Source organism: Rheinheimera sp. (assembly GCF_030690345.1).
In the GTDB taxonomy this organism is placed as follows: Bacteria; Pseudomonadota; Gammaproteobacteria; order Enterobacterales; family Alteromonadaceae; genus Alishewanella.
In genome coordinates this window covers 204407-226029 of the sequence record NZ_JAUYGV010000009.1, presented here as the reverse complement: position 1 = coordinate 226029, position 21623 = coordinate 204407, and the positions used below count along the sequence as shown (strand labels likewise).

Below are 21623 nucleotides of genomic sequence, written 5' to 3'. Positions count from 1 at the left end.
CAAATATTAACCGCTGCTGGCGATAGCTAAGCTTTGCGTTTATTGTATGGCGGCGCGCGCCCACAGATAAGGACATGCCGATGCAGGCAACCATTTTAGTTGTTGAAGATAATAAGGAAATCCGCTTTTCTGCCCGTTTTGTGCTGGAAGATGCCGGCTTTAGCGTGGTGGAACTGGAAAACCCCATGCAAGCCATGGCCTGGCTTAGCCAGAGTGATGCCAGTGAAAATAGTGCCGATCTGATCCTGCTGGATATGAATTTCAGCCTCGACACCACCTCGGGGGAGGAAGGCTTGCAGTTTCTGCGTTGGCTACAGCAACAGGGCAGTAAAATTCCGCTGGTGGCGATGACAGCCTGGTCGAATACCACCCTGGTAGTGCAGGCCATGCAGCTGGGCGCTGCTGATTTTATTGAAAAGCCATGGCATAACCAACGGCTGGTGCAGGTGATCCTGCAGCAACTGAAGCTGGCGCGCTTACAGCAACATAATAAACAACTGTCTGCTGCCTTAGCGGATCCCGGCAGCCCGCTACTGGCGCACAGCGAGAGCATGCAGCGCCTGCTGCAACAGCTTAGTGAAGTGGCGTGCAGTGAGGCCAATATTTTGCTTACCGGGGAAAACGGCACCGGAAAAACCCAACTGGCGCAGTTTATCCATAACAAATCGCAGCGCGCCAATGCGCCCTTTATCAGCGTAAATATGGGCGCCATCGTTGACAGCCTGTTTGAAAGCGAGATGTTCGGCCATAAAAAAGGCGCCTTTACTGATGCCAAAGAAGCCCGCGCCGGCCGCTTCGCGCTGGCGCAGGGTGGCACGCTGTTTCTTGATGAAATTGCTAATCTGCCGCTGAACCAGCAGGCCAAGTTATTGCGGGTGTTGGAGTCCGGCCAGTATGAAGTAGTGGGCAGTAGCGTGACCGAGCAGGCCAATGTGCGGCTGATCAGCGCCAGTAACGCCGATTTTGCCGCGCTGATTGGCACTGCACAGTTTCGCCAGGATTTATTTTACCGGCTGAATACACTGCAGTTTTGTGTACCGCCGCTGCGGCAACGGCCGGATGACATAGTGCCGCTGTGCCGGTATTTCTTGCAACGCCACGGTGCACACTACCAAAAGCACGGGCTGCAATTATCTGCCGGGGCCGAAAGCGTCCTGCGCCAGTATGCCTGGCCCGGCAACGTGCGCGAGCTTAGCCATGTTATTGAACGCGCGGTACTGTTATGCCGGCAACAACAAATCAGCACAACGGATCTGGCGCTGTCTGGCGCGGTACCGGGCCAAAGTGCCGGCGGCCAGCCGGCGCCAATAACACTTGAGCAAATGACACTGGAGCAAGCAGAACTGCAGCTGATCCGCCAGGCGCTGGCGCAGTGCCCGGGCAATAAGCAGCGTGCGGCAGAGATACTGGGTATTACCAAATCTTCTTTGTACCGGCGGCTGGATAAATATGGTCTCGATAAATAACCGCGGCAGCGGCGCCTCGCTGGAGCGCCACAGCTTATGGCACTGCTTTGCCTTACTTTTTTGTTCGCTGGCAGCCGTTGTGCTGGCGGGGTTATGGTTTAGCCAATGGTGGCTGTGGCTGCTGTTATCAGCGGCCTGGCTGCTGCTGAACAAGTGGCAATTTGCCAGGCGCAAACAAATGCTGGCGGCGTTTAACCGCGCCAGTGTGCAACTGGAGGCGATGCATAACCAGGATTACAGCCTGCAGGCTAAAGCGGCCTATCAAAGTGGCATTGCGGCTATCTTTCAGCAGCAACTGCATCAGCTGAGCAGCGTGTTGCAACAGCGTAAAAGCTTCTTTGATGAACAGCAGTTTTTGTTGTACCGGCTGATTGATCAACTGAACACACCCATTCTGGTATTCGATCACAAGTTACAGCTCAGTTACGCCAACAACGAGTTTCAAAGCTTGTTTGGCCAACCCTGGCAAGGTATGCGTAAAGCTTCGGCGGAATTACTCGGTTTATGCAGCGAACCACAATGGCACTTTGCCGACACTGAGCGCCAGCGTCAGTGGCAAATCCGCCACAGCCGCTTTATGGACCAGGGTCAGCGCCACCAGTTGCTGGTGTTTATTAATATTCAGGCGGCGCTGCGTGATACCGAGTTAGCAGCCTGGCAACAGTTAATACGGGTGCTCAGCCATGAGATCCGCAATTCCTTAACGCCGGTGCTGGCACTGTCAGAGCACCTACAGCATAAACTGGCACCGGGCCGTGAACAGGATGCATTAAATGTGATCCGCCAGCGTAGCCAGCATCTGCAGGATTTTGTCAGCCGTTACAGCGAGTTGAATAAACCGCTGAGTATTAATCTGCAGCCGCTGTGCGCGGCGGATCTGTTTGCAGTGTTGCAGCCGTTATTCAGCGACGCCGCACTGCAGGCCAGCGGACTGAGCCTGCAGTTTTATGCCGACGCCACTTTATTACAGCAGGTGCTGATTAACCTGATTAAAAACGCCATTGAAGCCGGCAGCCCGCCGGGTACCGTGCTGTTGCACTTTGCCCGTCAACACAACCAGTTGCAGATCAGCGTCAGCGACCTGGGGCACGGCATCAGCAATGCGCGTGACCTGTTTGTGCCGTTTTACACCACCAAAGCTCAGGGCCAGGGCATAGGGTTGCAGCTGTGCCGCAATATCGTGCACCAGTTATCCGGTGAGCTTAGCCTTAGTCCGCGCAGCGACGGCCAGCCGGGCTGCTCTGCCACTATCAGCTTGCCCTGGCATAACAGCTGATACTGTCTGCAGTTTAGTCCGGCAGTTTAATCTGCTATCGGCGTCCGAAACCGGAATAGTGCGTCCGAAACCGGACGCTTTGGCCGGATACCGGGGTTGGAAAATAGTATTAATCAATATATATCAATAGTTTATCTTGTTGGCATAAGCGTTGCTGTGTAATGGCAGGCAGATACCGAACTCTGCCGGTTGTCACTACAGAGAACTACCAATGGACGTAAAAAAAGTAACCACTAAACCACGCTGGCAAAAGCCACTGCTGGTGCTTAGCGCCCTGGCCAGTCTGGCGTTGTTGGGCAGCTTGTGGGCCTCACCCGGCTATCAGCATAAAATAGACCGCGCCGGTTTACTGTTGGCGCAGGTACAGCGCGGCGATTTGCAAATTAGTGTCGATGCTTATGGTGTACTGCGCTCAGACAAACAAACCCTGCTCACCGCGCTTACCAGCGCTACCGTGCAACAAGTACTGCTAAGGCCGGGTGCACAGGTTAGCGCAGACAGCATTATCCTGCAGCTGAGTAACCCGGAATTACTGCAGGAGGTGGAAGCGGCAGCGATGGCGTTATCACAAGAAGAAGCCAACCTGAAGCGGTTAAAGCTGGCCAATCAGCGCGAGCGTTTAGCCGAGCTGTCGGTGCAGGCCGAGCTGGATGCCAATTTACAAATGGTTACCCTAAGGCGCAATGCCGAACAGCAACTGGTGGAAGATGGCGTAGTATCCTCGTTAACCTATCAAACCACAGTGTTGCAGCAACAACAAATGCAACAACGGCTGGATTTGCAGCAGCAACGGCTGCAGCAATTAGACGAGGTGATTACCCAGGCTGAGATTATTCAGCAAGAGCAAATTAACCAAAGCCGCACCCGCTATCACACTATGCAACAACGGGCCGAGCGCTTAACGGTACGCGCCGGTATGGCCGGTGTATTACAGCGGTTACCGGTTGAGCTGGGGCAAAGTGTGGCTGCCGGCCAGGAACTGGCGTTGGTGGGCAGTGACAAAGATTTGCTGGCGTTGGTGCGGGTATCACAATCGCGCGCCGAGCAACTGCAAGTGGGCCAGACGGCACAAATTAATACACGGCGTGAACGGGTAGCTGCTGTAGTAACCCGTATTACGCCGGAAGTACGCGAAGGCACTATCGAAGTAGAACTGGCCTTTACCGAAGGTGTACCGGGCTCCGCGCGGCCGGAGCTGAATATAGACGCACAAATTTTCACTGCTCAGCTAACCGACACCTTGTATCTGGAGAGTCCGGTGAATACCCAAAGCCATAGCAGCAGCCGTTTATTTAAGGTTAGCGATGAGGGCCGCGTGTTGTCTGCCACTGACTTGCAGTTTGGTGACGATGCCGGCCGGTTTTTACAAATTACCAGTGGTGCGCAGCAAGGCGATACCTTTGTGCTGTCTGATATGGCGACGTATCGGGAAGCTGAATTGATCCAACTGCAGTAGTCACACAGCACAAACAAAAATTAAGGAAGCATAATGCAGCAACAAAAAATCAGTATGCGGGGTATTACCAAGGTATTTGCCACCGATGAAATGGAAACCCATGCCTTGCGCGGCATTGATCTGGACATCTTTGCCGGTGATTTCGTATCTATTTGCGGCCCGTCCGGCTGCGGCAAATCTACTTTGTTGTCGTTGTTGGGCTTGCTGGATATGCCCACCGCGGGTAGTTACCAGATTGAAGGCCAGGAAGTCAGCGGTTTAAGTCTCAGTGAAGCCGCCTTTATCCGCAATGAGAAAATAGGTTTTATCTTTCAGTCATTTAACCTGATTGACGAGCTGACGGTATTTGACAACATCGCCCTGCCACTGCGTTACCGCCGCCAGAGTATGGCTAAAGCGGAGATTAACGACCGGGTAATGGCGTGTTTAAAAACCGTGGATATGAGCCATCGTGCCGGCCACCGGCCAAACCAGTTATCCGGTGGCCAGCAACAACGTATTGCTATCGCCCGCGCCCTGGTTGGCAACCCGGCGCTGTTGTTGGTTGATGAGCCTACCGGTAACCTCGATTCTAAAAACGGTGATGCGGTAATGGATATGCTAAGCGAGCTAAACAGCAACGGCACTACCTTGTGTATGGTAACGCACGACCCGCGTTATGCTGATATGGCAAGCCGCAAACTGCACTTACTCGATGGTCGCATTTTGGATGCCGACGGCACGCCCGTCCGGCAAGAAGCTGCTTTGCGTCAGGCCGCAGGCCAATAAATGCTGCCGCTTAGTGGCTGGTTTTGGCTGGGCGTTGTGGTGCTACAACCGCTGTGTCTGTTCGTGCTTACTGCACTGGTGTCGCTGTGGGACAATAGCGGCGCCGGTTCAGCATAAGGATAGTTAAATGTTTACAATCAAAGATTTATCGACAGCTTTGTATGCACTGAGCAAAGCCAAAGGTTATGCGTTGACGGTGATCCTGACGCTGGGCCTGACACTGGGCAGCCTGGTGGCCATGTTTAACCTGAATTACCAGATTTTAGCGGCACCGCTGCCCTATGCTGATGAAGAGCAGTTAGTGGTAGGCAGTACCGCCTGGCTGGATAAAGACGGTACAGTGATGTATGCACGTATGCTGCCGGTCAGTATTTTCCGCCAGTATTACCAGCAGCCCTCTGAGCAGCTAAGCGACCAGGCCTTGTATAGCTTTTCCTATATTGGTATGACGCTGCGGGATTTGCCGCATAGCCCACAAGTGCAAATTGCTTACACCACACCCGGTTATATGCGGATGTACCAAATGCCATTATTGCATGGCCGGGCTTTTAGTGCTGAAGAAGATCTCGGTAGCCAGCAACCTGTAGCGGTACTAAGTGAAAAAATCTGGCGTGAGCATTATAACGCTGACCCGGAGCTGGTAGGCCGCAGTGTACATATTGGCAACCAGCAGTTTAAAGTGGTGGGCATCGCCGGCGCCGAATTTATCGAGCCCGGTTTGACCGGACCAGCCCGCAACAATGATATCTGGCTACCCTGGGACTTTAGCATTGGCAGTAGCTTTGGCCCCGGTGACATTAGCGGTGCGCACTTATACCTGGCAAAACTAAAAGACGCCAGCCAACGTCAGGTCTTTGAGCAGGAGTTACGGCCGCAAGTTGCCAGCCAGTATCAGGACGATATTGCTGCGTTACCCAGCCAGGCCGGCCGCAGCCTGGTGTTTAATGCCGACCCGCTGCGTCTGGTGCTGGAAGGCGACAGCCGTAGCCGTACCTTATGGATGCTGGCGGGCAGCCTGCTGCTATTGCTGATTGCCGCCGCCAATATCACCAACTTATTATTGTCCCGCGCCGCCCGCCAGCAACGCAGTATGAGTATTCAGGCCGCGCTGGGGGCTCAGCGTCATCATTTACTGGGGCAAGTGCTGGCTGAGCTTAGCTGGTTAATGAGCAGCGCTTTGCTGCTGGCTTTTATCGTTGCCGAAGGTGCTTACCATTTACTGCAACTGTACGCCGGTGCCATGCTGCCAAGACTGGCAGAGCTGGGTTTTGACTGGCCGATATTAACCTTTGCCGTAGCTGTCAGCCTGCTGCTGGCGCTGGGCTTTGCTGCGCTTATCAGCCGGCAAATTAACTACCGCGCGCTGCAGCAAAACCTGCAAAGCAGCGGCAAAGGCAGTGGCGTGCAAATTAGCAGCCGCACCCGTCAGGTATTAATTGGCGCTCAGGTGATGCTGGCGGCTATGCTGCTGATCTGCAGTGCCCAGGTGTTATTGCAGTCGCTGCAGCAGCTACGCCAGCAAGTGGGTTTTTCCAGTGTCGATCGCTATCAAATTACCATTGATAATATTACCGCAACGCCGGACGAAAGTTTGCCGCCGGAGCAGCGCCGCGCGCTATACCGTCAGCAAAAGGACGAGTTGATGCAGGTGCGGGATATATTGCAACAACATCCGGCAGTGCAGGCGGTTTCAGTCAGCAATTACCCACCGATTTCTTTTGATGGCTACTATGGCTCTGCCAGCTTTATCCCATCGCCGGACAGTCCCAACCAGCAACTGTTCAGCCGTGCCGTGTTCACCGACCAGTTTTATCTGCCACTGTTCGACATTAAGTTACTGCAGGGCCGTAATTTCACGGCACAGGAAGTGGCGGCTCAGGCACAGGTAATCATCATTAATCAGGTGTTGGCGCAACAACTTAAACCAGACGGTAATGTGCTGGGCGAAATGCTGTATTCGACAGACGGCAGCCTGACGTTTGAAATTATCGGTGTCAGCGCTAATCACCATTTGCCAGACGTTTGGTCGGCAGAGGAAACCGGTCGCAGTTATTTAACCCGCAACATAGGCACAACTGCCAACCTGCAGTTGCAGCTAAAACCCGGTATGCAGATAGACAAAACAGCCATTAACCAGGCGATGGCACAGGTATCACCGCATTATCGTGCCGCCAATATGCATAGCATCGAAGATAACGTTAACCGGGTGCTGTTAAGCAACTATCTGGCCGCTGCCGTTACCACGTCATTAGTAGTGCTGAGCTTCCTGCTGGCCGCCATCGGTATCTATGGCGTCCTGAGTTACAGCGTGCAACTGCGCCGCTTTGAACTGGGTGTACGGATGGCGATAGGCGCACGGCCGGTGACCATTTTGCAGCAGTTGTTGGGTGAAAACCTCAAACCGGTGCTGGCAGGTTTAGTACTCGCCGCCATACTGCTGGCTGCACTCTGGCTGGGCCTGCAACAAACCACCTTGATAGTTGAACTGTCCGCCGGCGGCTTTGCCTTGCCACTATTGCTGATTGTGCTGTTAACAGTACTGACGTCGTTATTATCGGTATGGGGCATTATCCGCAAGCCCGCCATCTATGCATTACAAGGACGATAATATGCTGCGCCCTTCGCTACATTCCTGGTTCCAAACTGCGTCACTGCTGCTGCGCCAGCAGCAGTTGTATGCGCTGACGATCATTTTAACCCTCGGCCTGACTCTGGGCGCGCTGGTGGCCACTTTTAATCTGAATTATCAGTTATTTGTCGCGCCGCTGCCGTATCCGGATGCCGACCGGCTGCACTTGGTGCGCGGCAGCATGTGGCAGCAAGACAAACTGGTGTCGCCAGAATGGTTGCCAACACAGCCGCAACTGGATATTTACCGGCAACACTGGCCTGAGGTAGAAACCAAAGCGCTGCACAATATCAGTATTGATGTCGAACAACTCTTGCCGGGCAACCCTTCTTTTAATGTCGGTTTGGTGACGCCGGAGTTTTTGCCGATGTTTGGCGCGCCGCTGGCGCTGGGCCGGAATTTGCAGCCAAATGAAGGCCTGGACAGCCAGATCCCAGTCGCCATCCTCAGTTATGTAGTGTGGCAACAGCATTTTGCCGGTGCTACCGATGTGCTTGGCAAAACGCTGCAATTTCGCGGTGTGTCTTTTGCCATCGTCGGCGTGTTGGCGCGCGATTTTGTCGAGCCAGTACTGGCAGCACCTGGCTGGTCGACTGATGTCTGGCTCAGTTATGATTTTCATGATATGGGCACACCGAGCTGGAGTCTTGCAAGCACTCAGATCCATCTGCTGTTAAAGCTGAAACCGGATAGCAGTCCGCAGCAGTTAGCGCATAACTTTGAGCAATGGGCTACGCCGGAATTTACCTCGGCCAACCTGAACAATGCGTTCTTGCAAGACAGCTCAGTGCGTTGGCGTCTGGAGCCGGTGCGCAGCCGCATTCTGGGCGATGCCGCCGGCCTGAGCCTGAGTTTACTGGCCGGCAGCTTGCTGCTGTGCGCTATTGCCATTGCCAATATTGCCAATCTGGTGCTCGGCCGCGCCATGGCGCAGCAAAGATCGCTGACCATCCGCATTGCGCTGGGTGCGCGTACATCCCACCTGTTTCGTCAATATCTGAGCGAGTTTTCCGTGCTGGCTATTCCTGCTTTGCTACTGTGCCTGAGTGTGGCAGAGGCGTGCTATCAAAGTTTACAAGCCGGCTACGCCGGTCCTATACCGCGCTTGCAGGAATTGGGCAGTGGCGCCTTCAGCGTGTTATTTGCCATAGGCCTGCTGAGCATACTATGCCTGACGCTGGCGCTCTGGTTAACCCGACAGCTGAATTACCGCCAGTTGCAACAAAGCCTGCAGCAAAGTGGCAAAGGCACGGTAGTGCAGGTGTCCGGCCGCACCCGGCAACTGCTGTTAATGTCGCAAACGCTGTTTTGCCTGGTCACACTGATTTATTGCAGCCAGATTTTTATGCAGGCGCTGGCCAAATTGCGCCAGCCATCCGGGCTGGATTTACACACCTATCAGGTAGCGCTAACGCAAGGCTCATTGCTGAATAACTTAGACCCGGCAGAGAGCCGGCAATTGTTTGCGCAGGCCGCTGAGGCGGTGAAGCAACAAAGCAATGCCAACCTGACCGGACTGGGCGCTTACCCGCCACTGTCTTATTGGCAGGCCGGGTTTCCGATGTCCTCGGTCAGTTGGCACGCGGATGCAAGCAGCTCTGTTACGGCAAGTCGTTACAGCGGTGATACTGAATATCTGACTGCGCTGGGGCTGCAGTTGCAAACCGGCGAGCTGTTCAGCCCGCAACAGGTGCTGAACCAGGACAACGTGGTGCTGATAAGTGTCAGTCTGGCACGCCGGCTGGCGGCTGATTTAGGTTTGGATAGCAGCACTGGCCTGCTCGACAAGCCGCTTTACCTGCGCGGAGCTACCACGTCACGCCGCATTATCGGCATCGTCAGTGATCTGACGCTGCCCGGTCAAACCGATGCGGCTGCGGTTTACACGCCACAACTGCCTTCGGCCTTTCCGCATTTGCTACTGCGACTGCCAGATGGCCAAAGCCTCAGCCGTGAGCAGGTTAATCAGGCACTGGTGCAAGTGCATCCGCAGCTGAAAGTGTTCCGCTTTAATCAAACCAGCGACATTTTAGCTTTACATACCAAAGATGCCAAAGTGGCAACTGTGGTGACTGCCGCCTTGTCATTGCTGGCATTGGCTCTGGCGGGCCTTGGTATTTTCGCGGTGATCCGTACACAAATTCAGCTGCGCCAATATGAACTGGCGGTACGGCAATCACTCGGTGCGCGGCCGCAGCATTTACTGCAGCTGACCTTACTGGACAGCTTAAAACCCTTGTTATGGGCGGTGCTGTTGCTGGCCGTGAGTTATAGCGCTTTACAGCTGAGTTTGCGTTTTGGTTGGTCGTTTAGCTTTGCGCAGCAGTTACAGATAGCGCCACTGCATGCACTACTGGCGTTACTAACCGTGCTGCTGCTGACGGTTGCGATAGTGCTTGGCTGCATGCGGCCTTTGCTTAGCCAGCCGGTGGTACAGGCGTTACGCGGCCAGTAAAGCGCTGATAAAAAAGCCCCCGCACAAGGCGGGGGCAACACGTGGTGGAACCCGGGGGAGAAAATCAGAACGTATAGCTGATACTAAAATCGATACTGCGCGGCATGATATAGCGGCCGTTCGGGCTGCCGGCGCTGCGTGGATCGCCTTCGGTAATGCCGTCTTTATCGGTCAGGTTAGCTACCGATAACTGCGCTTTTAACTGCTGGGTAATATCCAGCTGCACGCCTAAATCGATTTTGCTATAGCCTTCCAGTGTTACGGTATTACCGTTGTCGCCAAAGCGATCGCCTACCGATGCCAGGGTGCCGTACACCGTAGCGTACATATCCGCGACATCAAAGCCGTAGCTGGGGGTTACCCGCAGCATCCAGTCTGGTTGACGCATAACCTGGTTTCCCGTTGAAGCAATTTCAGTGTCCTGCACGGTGGCGTTCAGGTTTACCGCGAAACCGTTGGCGGCGCGGTAGTTGGCGTCAAACTCGATACCCATGGCTTCGGTGGTCAGAATTTCTGCCGGTACGCCGGGGCGAGTTACAAACTGTTCGCCATCGACTTCGTTATAGAAAGACGTTAAGTAGATACTGTAGTTTTGCTCAGCCCATTTATAACCGAACTCATACTGGGTGACTTCTTTAATCAGCTTATCGCCACTTTCAAAGCCGCCGTAGTTGTCACGGAAGTCATCAAAAAACGGCATTTTATTGCCTTTATTAATACGGGCAAACACGCCCATATTACGCTGCCACATCCAGTTTACCCCGGCGGTCCAAGCGGTTTTGCTTTCATCGTAATCTACGGCTTTGCTGATATCGCCGGTTAAGCCTTCATCTACCACATAGGTAATTTTGTGGCTTTCGCGGCGCAGGCCTACATCTACCCGCCATTGTTCGTTCAGCTGATACTCTACCGCGCCATAAAAGGCACTGGTGTCGCCGTCGCCGGTGGCGTCGATATCATAGTTCCAGCTGCAGCTTTCCAGGCTGTCGTTACAGTCGATACCGCTGAGCGCTTCGCCGCCTTTTTCTACCACAAACCAGGATTGGTTACCGATAGACCACCAATCCTGTACCGAGAAGTTGGTGGCGTAGTAACCCAGGGTAAATACGGCATTGTCGGTGGTTTTGCTAAAGGCAATATCATTGGTAAAGGCTTCAATATCTTTCATTACTACCCAGCGGCCAATTTGTTGTACCACGGTATCGTCAGCGTAAGTGTCGCCGCTGGTAACGCCGGTTACCGGGCCATTAATGCCCTCTACGTTACCCAGCGTGGTAGCGCCGCCTTCCGGTACCAGGCCAAAGGTATTGGCTTCGCCTGCAATATGGCTAAAGCGGTACATTAAACGCCAGCTGTCGGTTAAATCTAAATCGACGGTACCGCCGGTAATGCCGCCGTTCCAGCCGCGGCCGTCGCCAAAGTCATAGCTTTGTTCTTCGCCATCCGGGCCATAGGCAATTTTACCGAGGCGGTTATTCGGGCCAATCTGGCTGTAGTCGTTATCCACCCCGGGCACATTCAGTGCTACCGGCAAATGCCATACGCCGTGATCGTCGGTCTGGCGGGTGTAAACATTGATAGTGCCGTTATCCAGCTCTTTGGTGACGTTAACGGTAAACTGATGGCCTTTTTCTGAATTAAAGCCGGTTTCGCGCGGGCCTTCAGAGCTGCTGATATAGCCACCGGCCATAACGTATAAGCGATCGGCAATTTCACCGCTAACCACACCGTCAACCCGGCGCAGGCCGTAGCTGGAGGTAGAAAATTTCACCAGACCTTCGGTGACTTCACTGCCTTCTTTTAACAGGAAATTAGTGGTTAAACCCGGCTGGCCGTTGGATAACACCGGCGTTGAACCGCCACGCAGCGCTTCCATAAAGTGCACGGTTTCATCGAGGCGGAAAATAGACGAGTTTTCTAAAAAGGATAAGGTTGGCGGCGGAAAAATAGGCGCGCCGTTGAGCTGAATAGTTAAAAACGGCGCATCACCGGTGCTGGGAAAGCCGCGTACAAACACATTGGCGCCAGCCACACCGCCTGAGCTTTCTGCCCACACGCCCGGTACTACGGTAAATAATTCAGCGGTGCTTTTTGGTGCCAGCCGGCCGATATTTTCTGCCGACACATTGGTAATGGCGTAACTGGTGTCGACTTTAAAACCAGACATACCGCTGGCTTTACCGGTAACAACAATTTGTTCTATCTCACCCTGGCTCTCTGCCGGGGCGGTGGCGTCGGTATTGGTCTGTGCGATAAGGGGCATGCTGCAAACCAGCGCCAGAGCGGCGCTGATTTTATTAAGTTTGGCTACCATTTTTTGTTCTCCTGCTATCCTGTCGATGATTACAGCGGCTGTTTTTTTAATCACTTCTGGTTTGATCCAGTGCCGTGCGGATTTAACCATAGGTGATATTGCAATCGATTGCAATAGTGTAATTGATGTTTTTGCATACGATTGCAAAAGTATTTTAGGCCGAAAATGCCGCAGATCTGTACTCTGCCTGCCGGCGGCGTTGCGGGGCGCTGCCTGATAGGGCATTATTGGTTACTTGACAGCAAATTACGGCGAAACTAAGTAGGTACTGTGGCGATTAAACCGGCAAAAACTATGACCTTATCTGATATAGCCCGGCTGGCCGGGGTGTCGGAGTCGACGGCATCGCGGGCACTACGCGACAACCCGGTAATTAACGCGCAAACGCGGCAAAAAGTGCAGCAAATTGCTGCTGAGCATCAGTTTAAAGTCAATGCCACTGCGCGCAGCCTGCGCACCCAGAAAAGCCATACCATAGCCGTAATTATTTTGTTTGATGCCAAAACCCAGCAGGCGATTACCGACCCTTTTCTGTTGGATATTCTTGGTGTTATTGCCGACGAGCTGACCCGGCAGGGTTACGATATGTTGCTGAGCAGCAGTAAAACCACCGACAAAGACTGGCGCAGCTACTACTTTGATTCAAAACGCGCCGACGGCCTGATTGTTATCGGACAGGGCGAGCATGATGAGCGGGTAGAGCAACTCAGCGCCGCCAGCGTACCCTTTGTGGTGTGGGGCGCAGCCAGCGGCACAGAGCATTTTCCGGTGATTGGCAGCGATAACCGCCAGGGCGCACAGTTGGCGGTGGCGCATTTAGTTGCACAAGGTTGCAAGCGTATCGCTTTTTTAGGTGATATTCGCCACAGCGAAATTGAAATGCGCTATCTGGGCTATCAGGATGCACTGCAAGCGGCTGGTATTAAACCCGAACCTGCATTGCAACTAAACACTGATTTTACCGCTCAGGCCGGTTATTTACAGACGCAGCAGGCACTGTTTAGCGAACTTGGCAGCCTGGACGGTATTTTCGCCGCCAGTGATGCCATTGCCATGGGCGCTATGAAAGCGCTGCTGGAGCACAATATTAAGGTGCCGCAGCAGGTAGCGCTGGTAGGTTTTGACGATATTGCCATGTCGGCCTACTGCACACCGTCGCTGACCACAGTAAAGCAGGACACCCACGCCGGCGGTAAATTGCTGGTAGCGCAGTTGCTGAGCCGGATTAATGGCGGTAAAGCTGCGTCGCAGCTGCTGCCGGTAAAGTTAATTGAGCGCCAGTCCAGCTTGCGAAAAGAGTAGTTGCACGTAAAGCCGTCTGGTTAGGTTAAACTTCGCCGTGGCTTGCGTTACCATTGCCGTCGGGCTCGCCACAGCAACTCGCCCTTATGCCTACGGCAGGGCTCAGACACTCTGTGTCGCCCCGTCAGCAATGCTAACCGCCACTCGGGCTTTTAGACACCGAGCATCTCTTCAAGCTTTATCGCCTTCACATTTGGATACACTCTGATAGCCCCGCTTAGCACCTTTGCATCACCAATACCTATCGCTTTCATACCGGCGCGGTTAATCGCTTCAATACCGGCCAGCGCATCTTCGACACCAATACAGCCCTCTGGCGTCACCCCCAGCCCTTTGGCGGCGAGTAAAAACACTTCCGGGTCGGGTTTGCTGTTTACCACCTGGTTGGCATCGGCAATATAATCAAACTGCGCCGCTATACCTAAACGCTGAACCACAAAGGCCGCATTTTTACTGGCTGACGCCAGGCCAATTTTAATACCGCTTTGGCGCAGTGCAGCAAACAACGGCTGCACGCCGGGGTAAAGGTCGGCGGCTGTCATATGGTCGATAAGCGCAAGATAATGCGCATTTTTTTGCTGCATCAGCCGCGCCTCTTCGGCCTCGCTTAGCGTTAAGCCGCCTTGTTGCAAAATCCAGCGCAGTGAACCTAAACGGTCAACGCCCTTTAGCTGCTCGTTGTCGTGCTCAGTAAAGGCAATACCCAGCTTATCGGCCAGCGCTTTCCAGGCATGAAAATGGTAAATGGCGGTGTCGGTAAGTACGCCATCCAGATCAAAAATTACTGCATGGCAGTTCATACTGCTACTCCAATCGCTTTGCTAACAGTTTGGCCGCTATTCAGGCTAATGGCCTGGCCGCAATGAAACAACGTTAATGGCTCACCACTAAGCAGCTGATAACCGGCTTGCTGATGATCGGCGCTAAATTGCAGTACACGGCCGCGGTAACTTAAACGGAAACTTAAGCGCGGTAACTGCGCCGGTAACTGCGGCTTAAAGTGCAGGCCATCGGGGCGTGAGCGCACACCGGCAAAACCCATTACCAACGACATCCAGCTGCCGGCCATACAGGCGATATGTACACCAAATTCGGTATTGGCATGGTGGTTGTCTAAATCCATCCGTGCGCTGTCACCAAAAAACTCATGCGCCCGGGCGGTGTCGCCGGTTTCGGCAAAGACAATGCTGTGAATACAGCTGGATAAACTGGAATCATGGGTGGTCAGCGGTTCGTAATAGGCTAGATCACGCTGTTTTTGCGCCTGCGGTATGGCATCGTCCAGCAGCAATAGCGCCAGCACCACGTCGGCCTGTTTCAGCACCTGGTGGCGATAAATCACCAGCGGATGATAGTGCAGCAATAACGGATATTTGTCGGCCGGGGTGTTGGCAAAATCCCACGGCTGGCGGCTTAAGAAATTATCATCCTGCGGGTGCACCTGCAGTTGTTCGTCAAACGCCAGATACATGCTGTCGGCGGCGTGCTGCCACTGCTGTATTTCTTCGTCGGTTACCGTCAACTGCTGCAACAGCGGGCTCTGCTCTGCCTGCAGCTTTTGCACTATTTGCAGCGTAAAGCGCAGCTGCAGCTGCACCATAGCATTGGTGTAAAAGTTATTATTTACCAGCGCCGAGTATTCGTCCGGCCCGGTGACCATATGAATTTCAAACTTACCGCTACGTTCGGAAAAGAACCCCAACTGCAGCCACAGCCGCGCGGTTTCAATCAGCATTTCAGCGCCCATCTGCTGCATAAAGGCCCAGTCATCGGTGGCCAGATAGTAGCTGCGGATAGCATAGGCAATAGCAGCATTAATATGGTACTGCGCAGTGCCGGCCGGGAAATACGCCGAACATTCTTCGCCGCCAATAGTGCGCCACGGATACAAGGCGCCGCGGCTATGCGACATCTGCTTTGCGCGCTGACGCGCCGCATCAAGCTGGCTGTAGCGCTGGGTTAATAACTGGCGCGCTATAGCGGGTTGGGTCAGGCTCATTACCGGTACCACGTAAATTTCAGTGTCCCAGAAATAATGGCCATCATAGCCAGGCCCGGTTAGCCCTTTGGCGCCAATATTGCTCTGGCCGTTACGGCCGGCTGATTGTGCCAGGCTAAACAGGTTAAAACGAATAGCCTGCTGCAGTGCGACATCGCCCTCTATGCTGACATCCGCTTGCTGCCAGAATTGCTGCCACCACTGCTGATGTGCGCCCAGCAGGCCAGCAAAACCTTGTTGCTGCGCGTTACTAAGTAATTGCAGCGCCTGTTGTGCCAAGCTGTCGCTGTCGTCAGTGCCTGTGCTGTGACAGTAAATCACCAGTTTATGCAGCGTTTGGGTTTCGCCCTGTGCCAGTTGCAGAGCAAATTGCTGGGTTAGTTTATTGGGAAGGCTGTCGTCCTGTGCCAGCAAAGTGGCATTGACCGGCAGCAGATGGCTTGTTGCTGCCGCGACAATAAAATCAGCGCCTTTAGCACGGTGCAGCATCAGGCTGTGTTCGCCGCTAAATTGCTGGCTAAGCAAGGTTAAGCTGTCGGCTATCGACATGGCACCCACCCGTGGGTCGTCTTTTTTATAGAAGCCCGGATAAGCGGCATCCAGGCCGCTGGTCAGCGTAATCTGGCCGGAAAAATTCAGTGCGGTAATACTCAGCTCAAGCGCCATTAAATGCGGGTTGGCCTGGGAGACAAAACGCCGGCTGGCGATACGTAACTGCTTACCGCTTTGGCTTTGCCACTCACTGTGTCGGCTCAGGACACCCTGTTGTAATTCCAGCGTGCGGCTATGGCTGCCGGCTTTGTCAGCACTAAAGCTTTCGCCGTCGACACTAAGCTTAAGCACTTTGCCATTGGCTACCTGCAGCATTTTGTGGTTATGTTTGGCAAAGCCATAGGCGGATTCGCCGTAATGAATGGGCTCACTGCTGTACACGCCGTTTAAATAGGTGCCTTCGCAGCTGGCAACACCAGCCGGGGCGCCTTCTTCCAGCGTGCCGCGTGTGCCGATATAGCCATTGGCCAGACTAAGCAGAGTCTCTTGCAGCAGTAAATGCTGCGGCTGGTAGTGGTTGTCGGTTAAAGCCCGGGGTTCAGTGGTAAGCGGCCGCACGGCAGCATGGGGATGTAGCGACATAAAGCGTACCTGACTAATTGCAGTAAATAGGCTTAATATACAGCTTTTGCAATCGATTGCAATATGCAATAAAACCGTTGTATAGTGCAAAATGTCAGCAAACAGACTGGCAACAGGGTAAAACAACTATAGCTGTGGCACACAGCATAAAAATGAGAACCAGACTATGGCCACTTTGCGTATTCGCTTGTCGCTGCTACTCACCTATTTCGTCTTCGCCATTCTGCTAAACAGTGTCGGTACTGTTATCCTGCAGGTGATCCACACTTATCAAATCAGTAAAGAAGCCGCCAGTGTGCTGGAAGGCTTTAAAGATATTCCTATCGCCGTGGTGTCTTTTATTATTGCCTCTTACCTGCCGCGGCTGGGCTATAAAATGGCACTGCAAATTGCATTGGTGCTGGTTACGCTGGCCTGCATTATGATGCCGTTGCTGCCGGCGTTCTGGACCACCAAATTGTTATTTCTTACCGTCGGTGCCAGCTTTGCGCTGGTGAAGGTATCGGTATATGCCAGTATCGGCGTGGTTACGCAAACTAAAGCCGAGCATGCCTCCTTGCTGAATTTTATTGAAGGCGGTTTTATGCTCGGCGTATTGTCAGGTTACTGGCTGTTCTCGGCCTTTATGGACCCGGCGGCACCGCAGTCCAGTGGCTGGCTACAAGTATACTGGCTGCTGGCACTGCTGTGTGCGGTTAACCTGGCGCTACTTAGCAGCACGCCTTTTCCAAAGCTGGTGTTGCCGCCAACCCAGCCGTTAAAGCAGGATTTTATCGCCATGCTACAGCTGGTATACAAACCACTGGTGTTTGTGTTTGTGCTATCGGCATTTTTATATGTGCTGATTGAGCAAGGCATAGGCAGCTGGTTGCCGACCTTTAATAACGAGGTATTGGTGCTGCCGAACCAGCTCAGTGTGCAGCTGACCAGTATTTTTGCCGCCAGTTTAGCGCTGGGCCGCATTTTGGCCGGGCTGATACTGAAAAAGCTGTCCTGGTATCTGCTGCTTAATGCTTGTCTTATTGCCATGGCGCTATTGATCCTGCTTACATTGCCATTAACGCGCAACATAGAGCTGAATGCCGATGTCAGCTTATTCAGCGCGCCGCTGGCGGCTTACCTGTTTCCGCTGATTGGCCTGTTTATGGCGCCGATTTATCCGGTGATTAACTCGGTCATGTTAAGCGCCCTGCCCAAAGTACAGCACGCACCGATGACCGGGTTAATAGTGGTGTTCTCCGCACTGGGCGGCACCACCGGTTCTATGGTAACCGGCTATACCTTTGCCAATTTTGACGGCCAGACTGCGTTTTATCTGAGTTTGCTGCCGCTGAGTTTGCTGTTACTGTCGATCGGTTTGTTTCATCGCCAGAGCAAACAGCAGATGTCCTAATTTGTTAGCGGGCAACACGCAGCAGGCTGCGGTTAAATCCGCTTAAAGCGTGCCGGTTCTGTGCTACACTGGCGCGCTTATTTGGGCGGTTAACTCATACCTGATGCATCAACTGAATTCTTTAGAAAAACGTGCCGCCATGGCGCTGGCGCTGGTGTTTTCCAGCCGCATGCTGGGCTTGTTTATGCTGCTGCCGGTGTTCGCACTGTATGGCACTGAGCTGGCCGGCTTCTCGCCGCTATGGATTGGCCTGGCCATTGGCGCCTACGGTTTAACCCAAGCCATTTTGCAAATTCCGCTCGGCTGGTTATCTGACCGCATCGGCCGGCATAAAGTGATGCTGGGCGGCCTGACGCTGTTTGCGCTGGGCTCTGTCGTGGCCGCGCTGGCCGACTCGGTTTACATGGTTACCTTAGGCCGCATTTTACAAGGCGCCGGGGCTATAGCTGGCGCAGTGCTGGCCTTAGCCGCCGATCTAACCCGCGAAGAACAGCGACCCAAGGTGATGGCGATAATTGGCGCCAGTATCGGTTTAAGTTTTGCCGCCGCTATGGTGCTGGGCCCGCTGCTGGCAAAATGGGCCGGGCTAAGTGGCGTATTTTGGTTTACTGCTGTGCTGGCTTGCTGTGCCATGCTGGTGGTAGCCCTGCTGTTACCCAAAAGTGTGCACAAAGCACCAATGGCAGAAACCCTGGCGCTGCCGCAAAGCCTTGGTGCTATGCTAAAGCACCGCCAACTGCTGCAGTTAGATGCCGGCGTATTGTTGCTGCATTTAATGCTGACAGCGATGTTTGTCGCACTGCCGGCTTTACTGCAAACCTATGGCCTGGTATCGGTAAAACACTGGCAGTTTTATTTGCCGCTGTTGCTGGGCTCTTTTGTGTTAATGATCCCAATGATGATTATTGCCATGCGCAAAGCGCAGGAGAAAGGCTTTTTTCTGCTGGCCATCGCGCTGTTAATCAGCGCCATGTTGCTTATTGTTATGCTGCCGGGCTTTTGGCCGCTCACTGCAGCGTTGCTGTTATTTTTTACCGGTTTTAACTTTCTTGAAGCCAGCCTGCCGGCATTGGTGTCGCGTATCGCGCCGGCCGGGCAACGTGGCAGCGCTATGGGTATATACTCAAGTAGTCAGTTTTTTGGTGCTTTTCTCGGCGGAGTGTTGGGTGGTGCCCTGGTGCAACAATTTGGCTACCAAGCTTTGTTTGCTGTGCTGGCGGTTATTGGTTTAATATGGCTGGCAGTTGCCGGCACCCTTATTATTCCTCTGCGTGTGCAGCGCTTAACACTGGCGGTGTCGCTGCAAACAGAGCAGCAGGCTGAGCAGTTAGCCGCAGATCTCACGGTATTAGCCGGGGTGCAGGAAGTTACACTGGTTTTGGCAGAGCAGCGCTGTTATCTGAAAGTCAGCTCAGCACAATTTGACACAGCGCAGGCGCAGGCGGTTATTGCCGCTGCCGGGGCTTAACATTTTTTAGGAGAATTCGCATGGCGCGTGGCATTAATAAAGTTATTCTGATTGGTAACCTGGGTACTGACCCGGAAGTGCGCTATATGCCGCAAGGCGGCGCAGTGGCTAATTTAACGGTAGCAACTTCAGAGAGCTGGACCGACAAAGCCACTAACGAGAAAAAAGAACAAACCGAATGGCACCGTGTGGTGATTTACCAGCGTTTAGCCGAAATTGCCGGCGAATACCTGCGCAAAGGTAGCAAAGTCTATATCGAAGGCAAGCTGAAAACCCGTAAATGGCAGGATAAAGACGGTGTAGAGCGTTACACCACGGAAATTATCGCCAACGAACTGCAAATGTTAGATGGCCGCGGTGATGGCCAGCAACAAGGCGGTGGTATGGGTGGCGGTCAGCAGGGCGGTTATCAAAAACCGGCTCAGCCACAAGGCGGCTACCAGCAACCGGCACAGCAAGCTGCACCGGCGTATCAGCAACCACAGCAAGGTGGTTACCAGCAAGCTGCACCACAGCAGGGCGGTTACCAAAAACCGGCGCAGCCACAAGGTGGTTATCAGCAGCCGGCCCAGAGCCAACAACGTGCGCCAATGGAACCGCCAATCGACTTTGATGACGATATCCCGTTCTAGTTTTCCAACTTTTACACTGTAAAGATTTTAATATGTAAAGCCCCTATATAAAGGGGCTTTTTTTATTTTTTATGTAAAATTTATTTGCTGACTGTTTTTTGACCTGCTATAAATATACCAAGTTGAAAGTGTAAAGGTTTGTGGCATGAAGCTTCGCAAAGTCAGAATGGGCGGGATCAATGAAGTCGGATGCTTGGTTGTCGATGACAACGGAGTGCCTATCGATCGCATTTGTCGCTACACCTTGATTGATCTTTCTGGGCAAGCGGATACGACACAGGCGAATATCACTCGACATGTCATTCACATCGAACGATGGGCTCAAAAACATGGGGTCGACTTGGAAGATGAGGTTGTTCTCGGTGGTCTGTCAAAGGGGGAGTTGTTTACATCATTTGTTCGCCACTTAGAGAGATTTTCAGATCAATCAAGTGTTGTTTCTATTGGAACAGTTGAACCTGAGTATTTTAATCAGCGAATTGATGCATCTATTGCCTATTTTGACTACTTAGTCAGCCGAGCGAATGCTCGGCGTCACACCGGTGACCCGATGATCATTCAAATCATTAAATTAGCTGAGAAGTTAAAAGAGCGGCTCCAGAAACGACGGAGACACGTCGCAAAAAACTCACAGGTTTATGGGTTGTCTCTGTTGTTACAGGCATCGCTGTATCAAGGGTTGAGTGATCCCAAATACTTTGGATGGAATCGAAATACGGCTTTGCGTAACAAATTGATTTGTCGGATCTGTTATGAAACAGGTGTTCGTCGAGGCGAATTATTGTCGCTTACAATCGAAAATTGCCGGACTAGTAAGCTCGGACCAGGGGAAAGGCCATACATAGAAACGATGGAAAATGTGAAGTACGACGACCCTCGAACAAGTGTCCCCCATAATAAGACTAGGGCGCGGATCATTCCTATCTCAAATAGTCTGGCCAATTTGATTGAAGAGTACAAAAAAATTAGAAATCAGTCTGATGCAGCACGGAAACAGCCGCCGTTTCTCATTTTGTCAGGGCAGCTTCCATACCAGCCGTTGTCGCTATCAGCACTTTCTTCAGTCTTCGATACCATCAAAGCCAAGCTTCCTGGAGTTGGCCGTTTTGGTCCACATCGACTAAGGCACACCTTTTTTGAAAATCTTGATCGGATGATGAAAGACAAAGGTTACTCAGATGACCAAAAGAAAAAAATCAAAAACTCTATTGGGGGTTGGTCGCCCAAATCGAGGCAAAGCGAGAATTACGAAAAATTAGCCACATTGGAGCAAACCGTTGAGGCGCTCAGTCAATTCCACAGTGAGCTGGAAGGCTGTTAAAAAAGAGGTA

At 52.9% G+C, this 21623-nt stretch carries 14 protein-coding genes; 11 read left to right on the top strand and 3 right to left on the bottom strand.

Annotated elements, in window-relative coordinates; genetic code table 11:
• Positions 1–80: 80 nt before the first annotated feature.
• The 6 genes from Q8O77_RS19340 (at position 81) to Q8O77_RS19315 (ending at position 10050) form a co-directional block, all read left to right on the top strand.
• Positions 81–1466 carry a sigma-54 dependent transcriptional regulator gene (locus Q8O77_RS19340; protein WP_305557164.1) on the top strand — a complete coding sequence of 462 codons (1386 nt, stop codon included), beginning with the start codon at positions 81–83 and terminating at the stop codon, positions 1464–1466.
• Positions 1450–2742, top strand: a complete 1293-nt coding sequence (locus Q8O77_RS19335; RefSeq protein WP_305557161.1) for a PAS domain-containing sensor histidine kinase — start codon at positions 1450–1452, stop codon at positions 2740–2742. The genes Q8O77_RS19340 and Q8O77_RS19335 overlap by 17 nt, the downstream gene beginning before the upstream one ends.
• 211 nt (positions 2743–2953) lie before the next feature.
• Positions 2954–4198, top strand: coding sequence for an efflux RND transporter periplasmic adaptor subunit (locus Q8O77_RS19330; RefSeq protein ID WP_305557158.1), 1245 nt, complete (start codon positions 2954–2956; stop codon positions 4196–4198).
• A gap of 33 nt (positions 4199–4231) precedes the next feature.
• Positions 4232–4966 carry an ABC transporter ATP-binding protein gene (locus tag Q8O77_RS19325; RefSeq protein WP_305557156.1) on the top strand — a complete coding sequence of 245 codons (735 nt, stop codon included), beginning with the start codon at positions 4232–4234 and terminating at the stop codon, positions 4964–4966.
• 127 nt (positions 4967–5093) lie between these two features.
• Positions 5094–7574 (top strand): ABC transporter permease, encoded by a 2481-nt coding sequence (locus Q8O77_RS19320; RefSeq protein WP_305557153.1) that lies wholly within the window; start codon positions 5094–5096, stop codon positions 7572–7574.
• Position 7575: 1 nt separating this feature from the next.
• Entirely contained in the window at positions 7576–10050 is a 2475-nt protein-coding gene (locus Q8O77_RS19315; RefSeq protein ID WP_305557150.1) for an ABC transporter permease, read from the top strand.
• A gap of 64 nt (positions 10051–10114) precedes the next feature.
• Here Q8O77_RS19315 and Q8O77_RS19310 read toward each other — a convergent pair whose 3' ends face one another.
• Positions 10115–12364, bottom strand: coding sequence for a TonB-dependent receptor (locus Q8O77_RS19310; protein ID WP_305557146.1), 2250 nt, complete (start codon positions 12362–12364; stop codon positions 10115–10117).
• Between the two features lie 294 nt (positions 12365–12658).
• Here Q8O77_RS19310 and Q8O77_RS19305 point away from each other — a divergent pair, with 294 nt between their 5' ends.
• A complete protein-coding gene (locus tag Q8O77_RS19305) occupies positions 12659–13666 on the top strand; it encodes a LacI family DNA-binding transcriptional regulator (RefSeq protein WP_305557143.1) in 1008 nt (335 codons plus the stop codon).
• Positions 13667–13818: 152 nt separating this feature from the next.
• Here Q8O77_RS19305 and pgmB read toward each other — a convergent pair whose 3' ends face one another.
• Both pgmB and Q8O77_RS19295 read right to left on the bottom strand, forming a co-directional pair.
• Positions 13819–14466, bottom strand: a complete 648-nt coding sequence (gene pgmB / locus Q8O77_RS19300; protein ID WP_305557140.1) for a beta-phosphoglucomutase — start codon at positions 14464–14466, stop codon at positions 13819–13821.
• A complete protein-coding gene (locus Q8O77_RS19295; protein ID WP_305557138.1) occupies positions 14463–16799 on the bottom strand; it encodes a glycoside hydrolase family 65 protein in 2337 nt (778 codons plus the stop codon). Before Q8O77_RS19295 ends, pgmB begins: the two co-directional genes overlap by 4 nt.
• Before the next feature lie 166 nt (positions 16800–16965).
• Here Q8O77_RS19295 and Q8O77_RS19290 point away from each other — a divergent pair, with 166 nt between their 5' ends.
• From Q8O77_RS19290 to Q8O77_RS19275, 4 genes are all read left to right on the top strand, one after another.
• On the top strand, positions 16966–18192 hold the full coding sequence (locus Q8O77_RS19290) for a sugar MFS transporter (RefSeq protein ID WP_305557135.1): 1227 nt from the start codon (positions 16966–16968) through the stop codon (positions 18190–18192).
• Positions 18193–18295: 103 nt separating this feature from the next.
• Complete coding sequence (locus Q8O77_RS19285) at positions 18296–19660, top strand: MFS transporter (protein ID WP_305557132.1); 1365 nt, start codon at positions 18296–18298, stop codon at positions 19658–19660.
• A gap of 20 nt (positions 19661–19680) precedes the next feature.
• On the top strand, positions 19681–20292 hold the full coding sequence (gene ssb / locus Q8O77_RS19280; RefSeq protein WP_305557129.1) for a single-stranded DNA-binding protein: 612 nt from the start codon (positions 19681–19683) through the stop codon (positions 20290–20292).
• A 145-nt stretch (positions 20293–20437) separates the two neighbouring features.
• Positions 20438–21613 (top strand): site-specific integrase, encoded by a 1176-nt coding sequence (locus tag Q8O77_RS19275; protein WP_305557126.1) that lies wholly within the window; start codon positions 20438–20440, stop codon positions 21611–21613.
• Positions 21614–21623 lie beyond the last annotated feature (10 nt).

Coding starts and splice junctions, on each gene's coding strand:
- Q8O77_RS19315 (WP_305557150.1), top strand. CDS start 7,576: ATGCTGCGCCCTTCGCTACATTCCTGGTTCCAAACTGCGTCACTGCTG.
- Q8O77_RS19335 (WP_305557161.1), top strand. CDS start 1,450: ATGGTCTCGATAAATAACCGCGGCAGCGGCGCCTCGCTGGAGCGCCAC.
- Q8O77_RS19290 (WP_305557135.1), top strand. CDS start 16,966: ATGGCCACTTTGCGTATTCGCTTGTCGCTGCTACTCACCTATTTCGTC.
- Q8O77_RS19320 (WP_305557153.1), top strand. CDS start 5,094: ATGTTTACAATCAAAGATTTATCGACAGCTTTGTATGCACTGAGCAAA.
- Q8O77_RS19305 (WP_305557143.1), top strand. CDS start 12,659: ATGACCTTATCTGATATAGCCCGGCTGGCCGGGGTGTCGGAGTCGACG.
- Q8O77_RS19285 (WP_305557132.1), top strand. CDS start 18,296: ATGCATCAACTGAATTCTTTAGAAAAACGTGCCGCCATGGCGCTGGCG.
- ssb (WP_305557129.1), top strand. CDS start 19,681: ATGGCGCGTGGCATTAATAAAGTTATTCTGATTGGTAACCTGGGTACT.
- Q8O77_RS19275 (WP_305557126.1), top strand. CDS start 20,438: ATGAAGCTTCGCAAAGTCAGAATGGGCGGGATCAATGAAGTCGGATGC.
- Q8O77_RS19310 (WP_305557146.1), bottom strand. CDS start 12,364: ATGGTAGCCAAACTTAATAAAATCAGCGCCGCTCTGGCGCTGGTTTGC.
- Q8O77_RS19340 (WP_305557164.1), top strand. CDS start 81: ATGCAGGCAACCATTTTAGTTGTTGAAGATAATAAGGAAATCCGCTTT.
- Q8O77_RS19295 (WP_305557138.1), bottom strand. CDS start 16,799: ATGTCGCTACATCCCCATGCTGCCGTGCGGCCGCTTACCACTGAACCC.
- Q8O77_RS19330 (WP_305557158.1), top strand. CDS start 2,954: ATGGACGTAAAAAAAGTAACCACTAAACCACGCTGGCAAAAGCCACTG.
- Q8O77_RS19325 (WP_305557156.1), top strand. CDS start 4,232: ATGCAGCAACAAAAAATCAGTATGCGGGGTATTACCAAGGTATTTGCC.
- pgmB (WP_305557140.1), bottom strand. CDS start 14,466: ATGAACTGCCATGCAGTAATTTTTGATCTGGATGGCGTACTTACCGAC.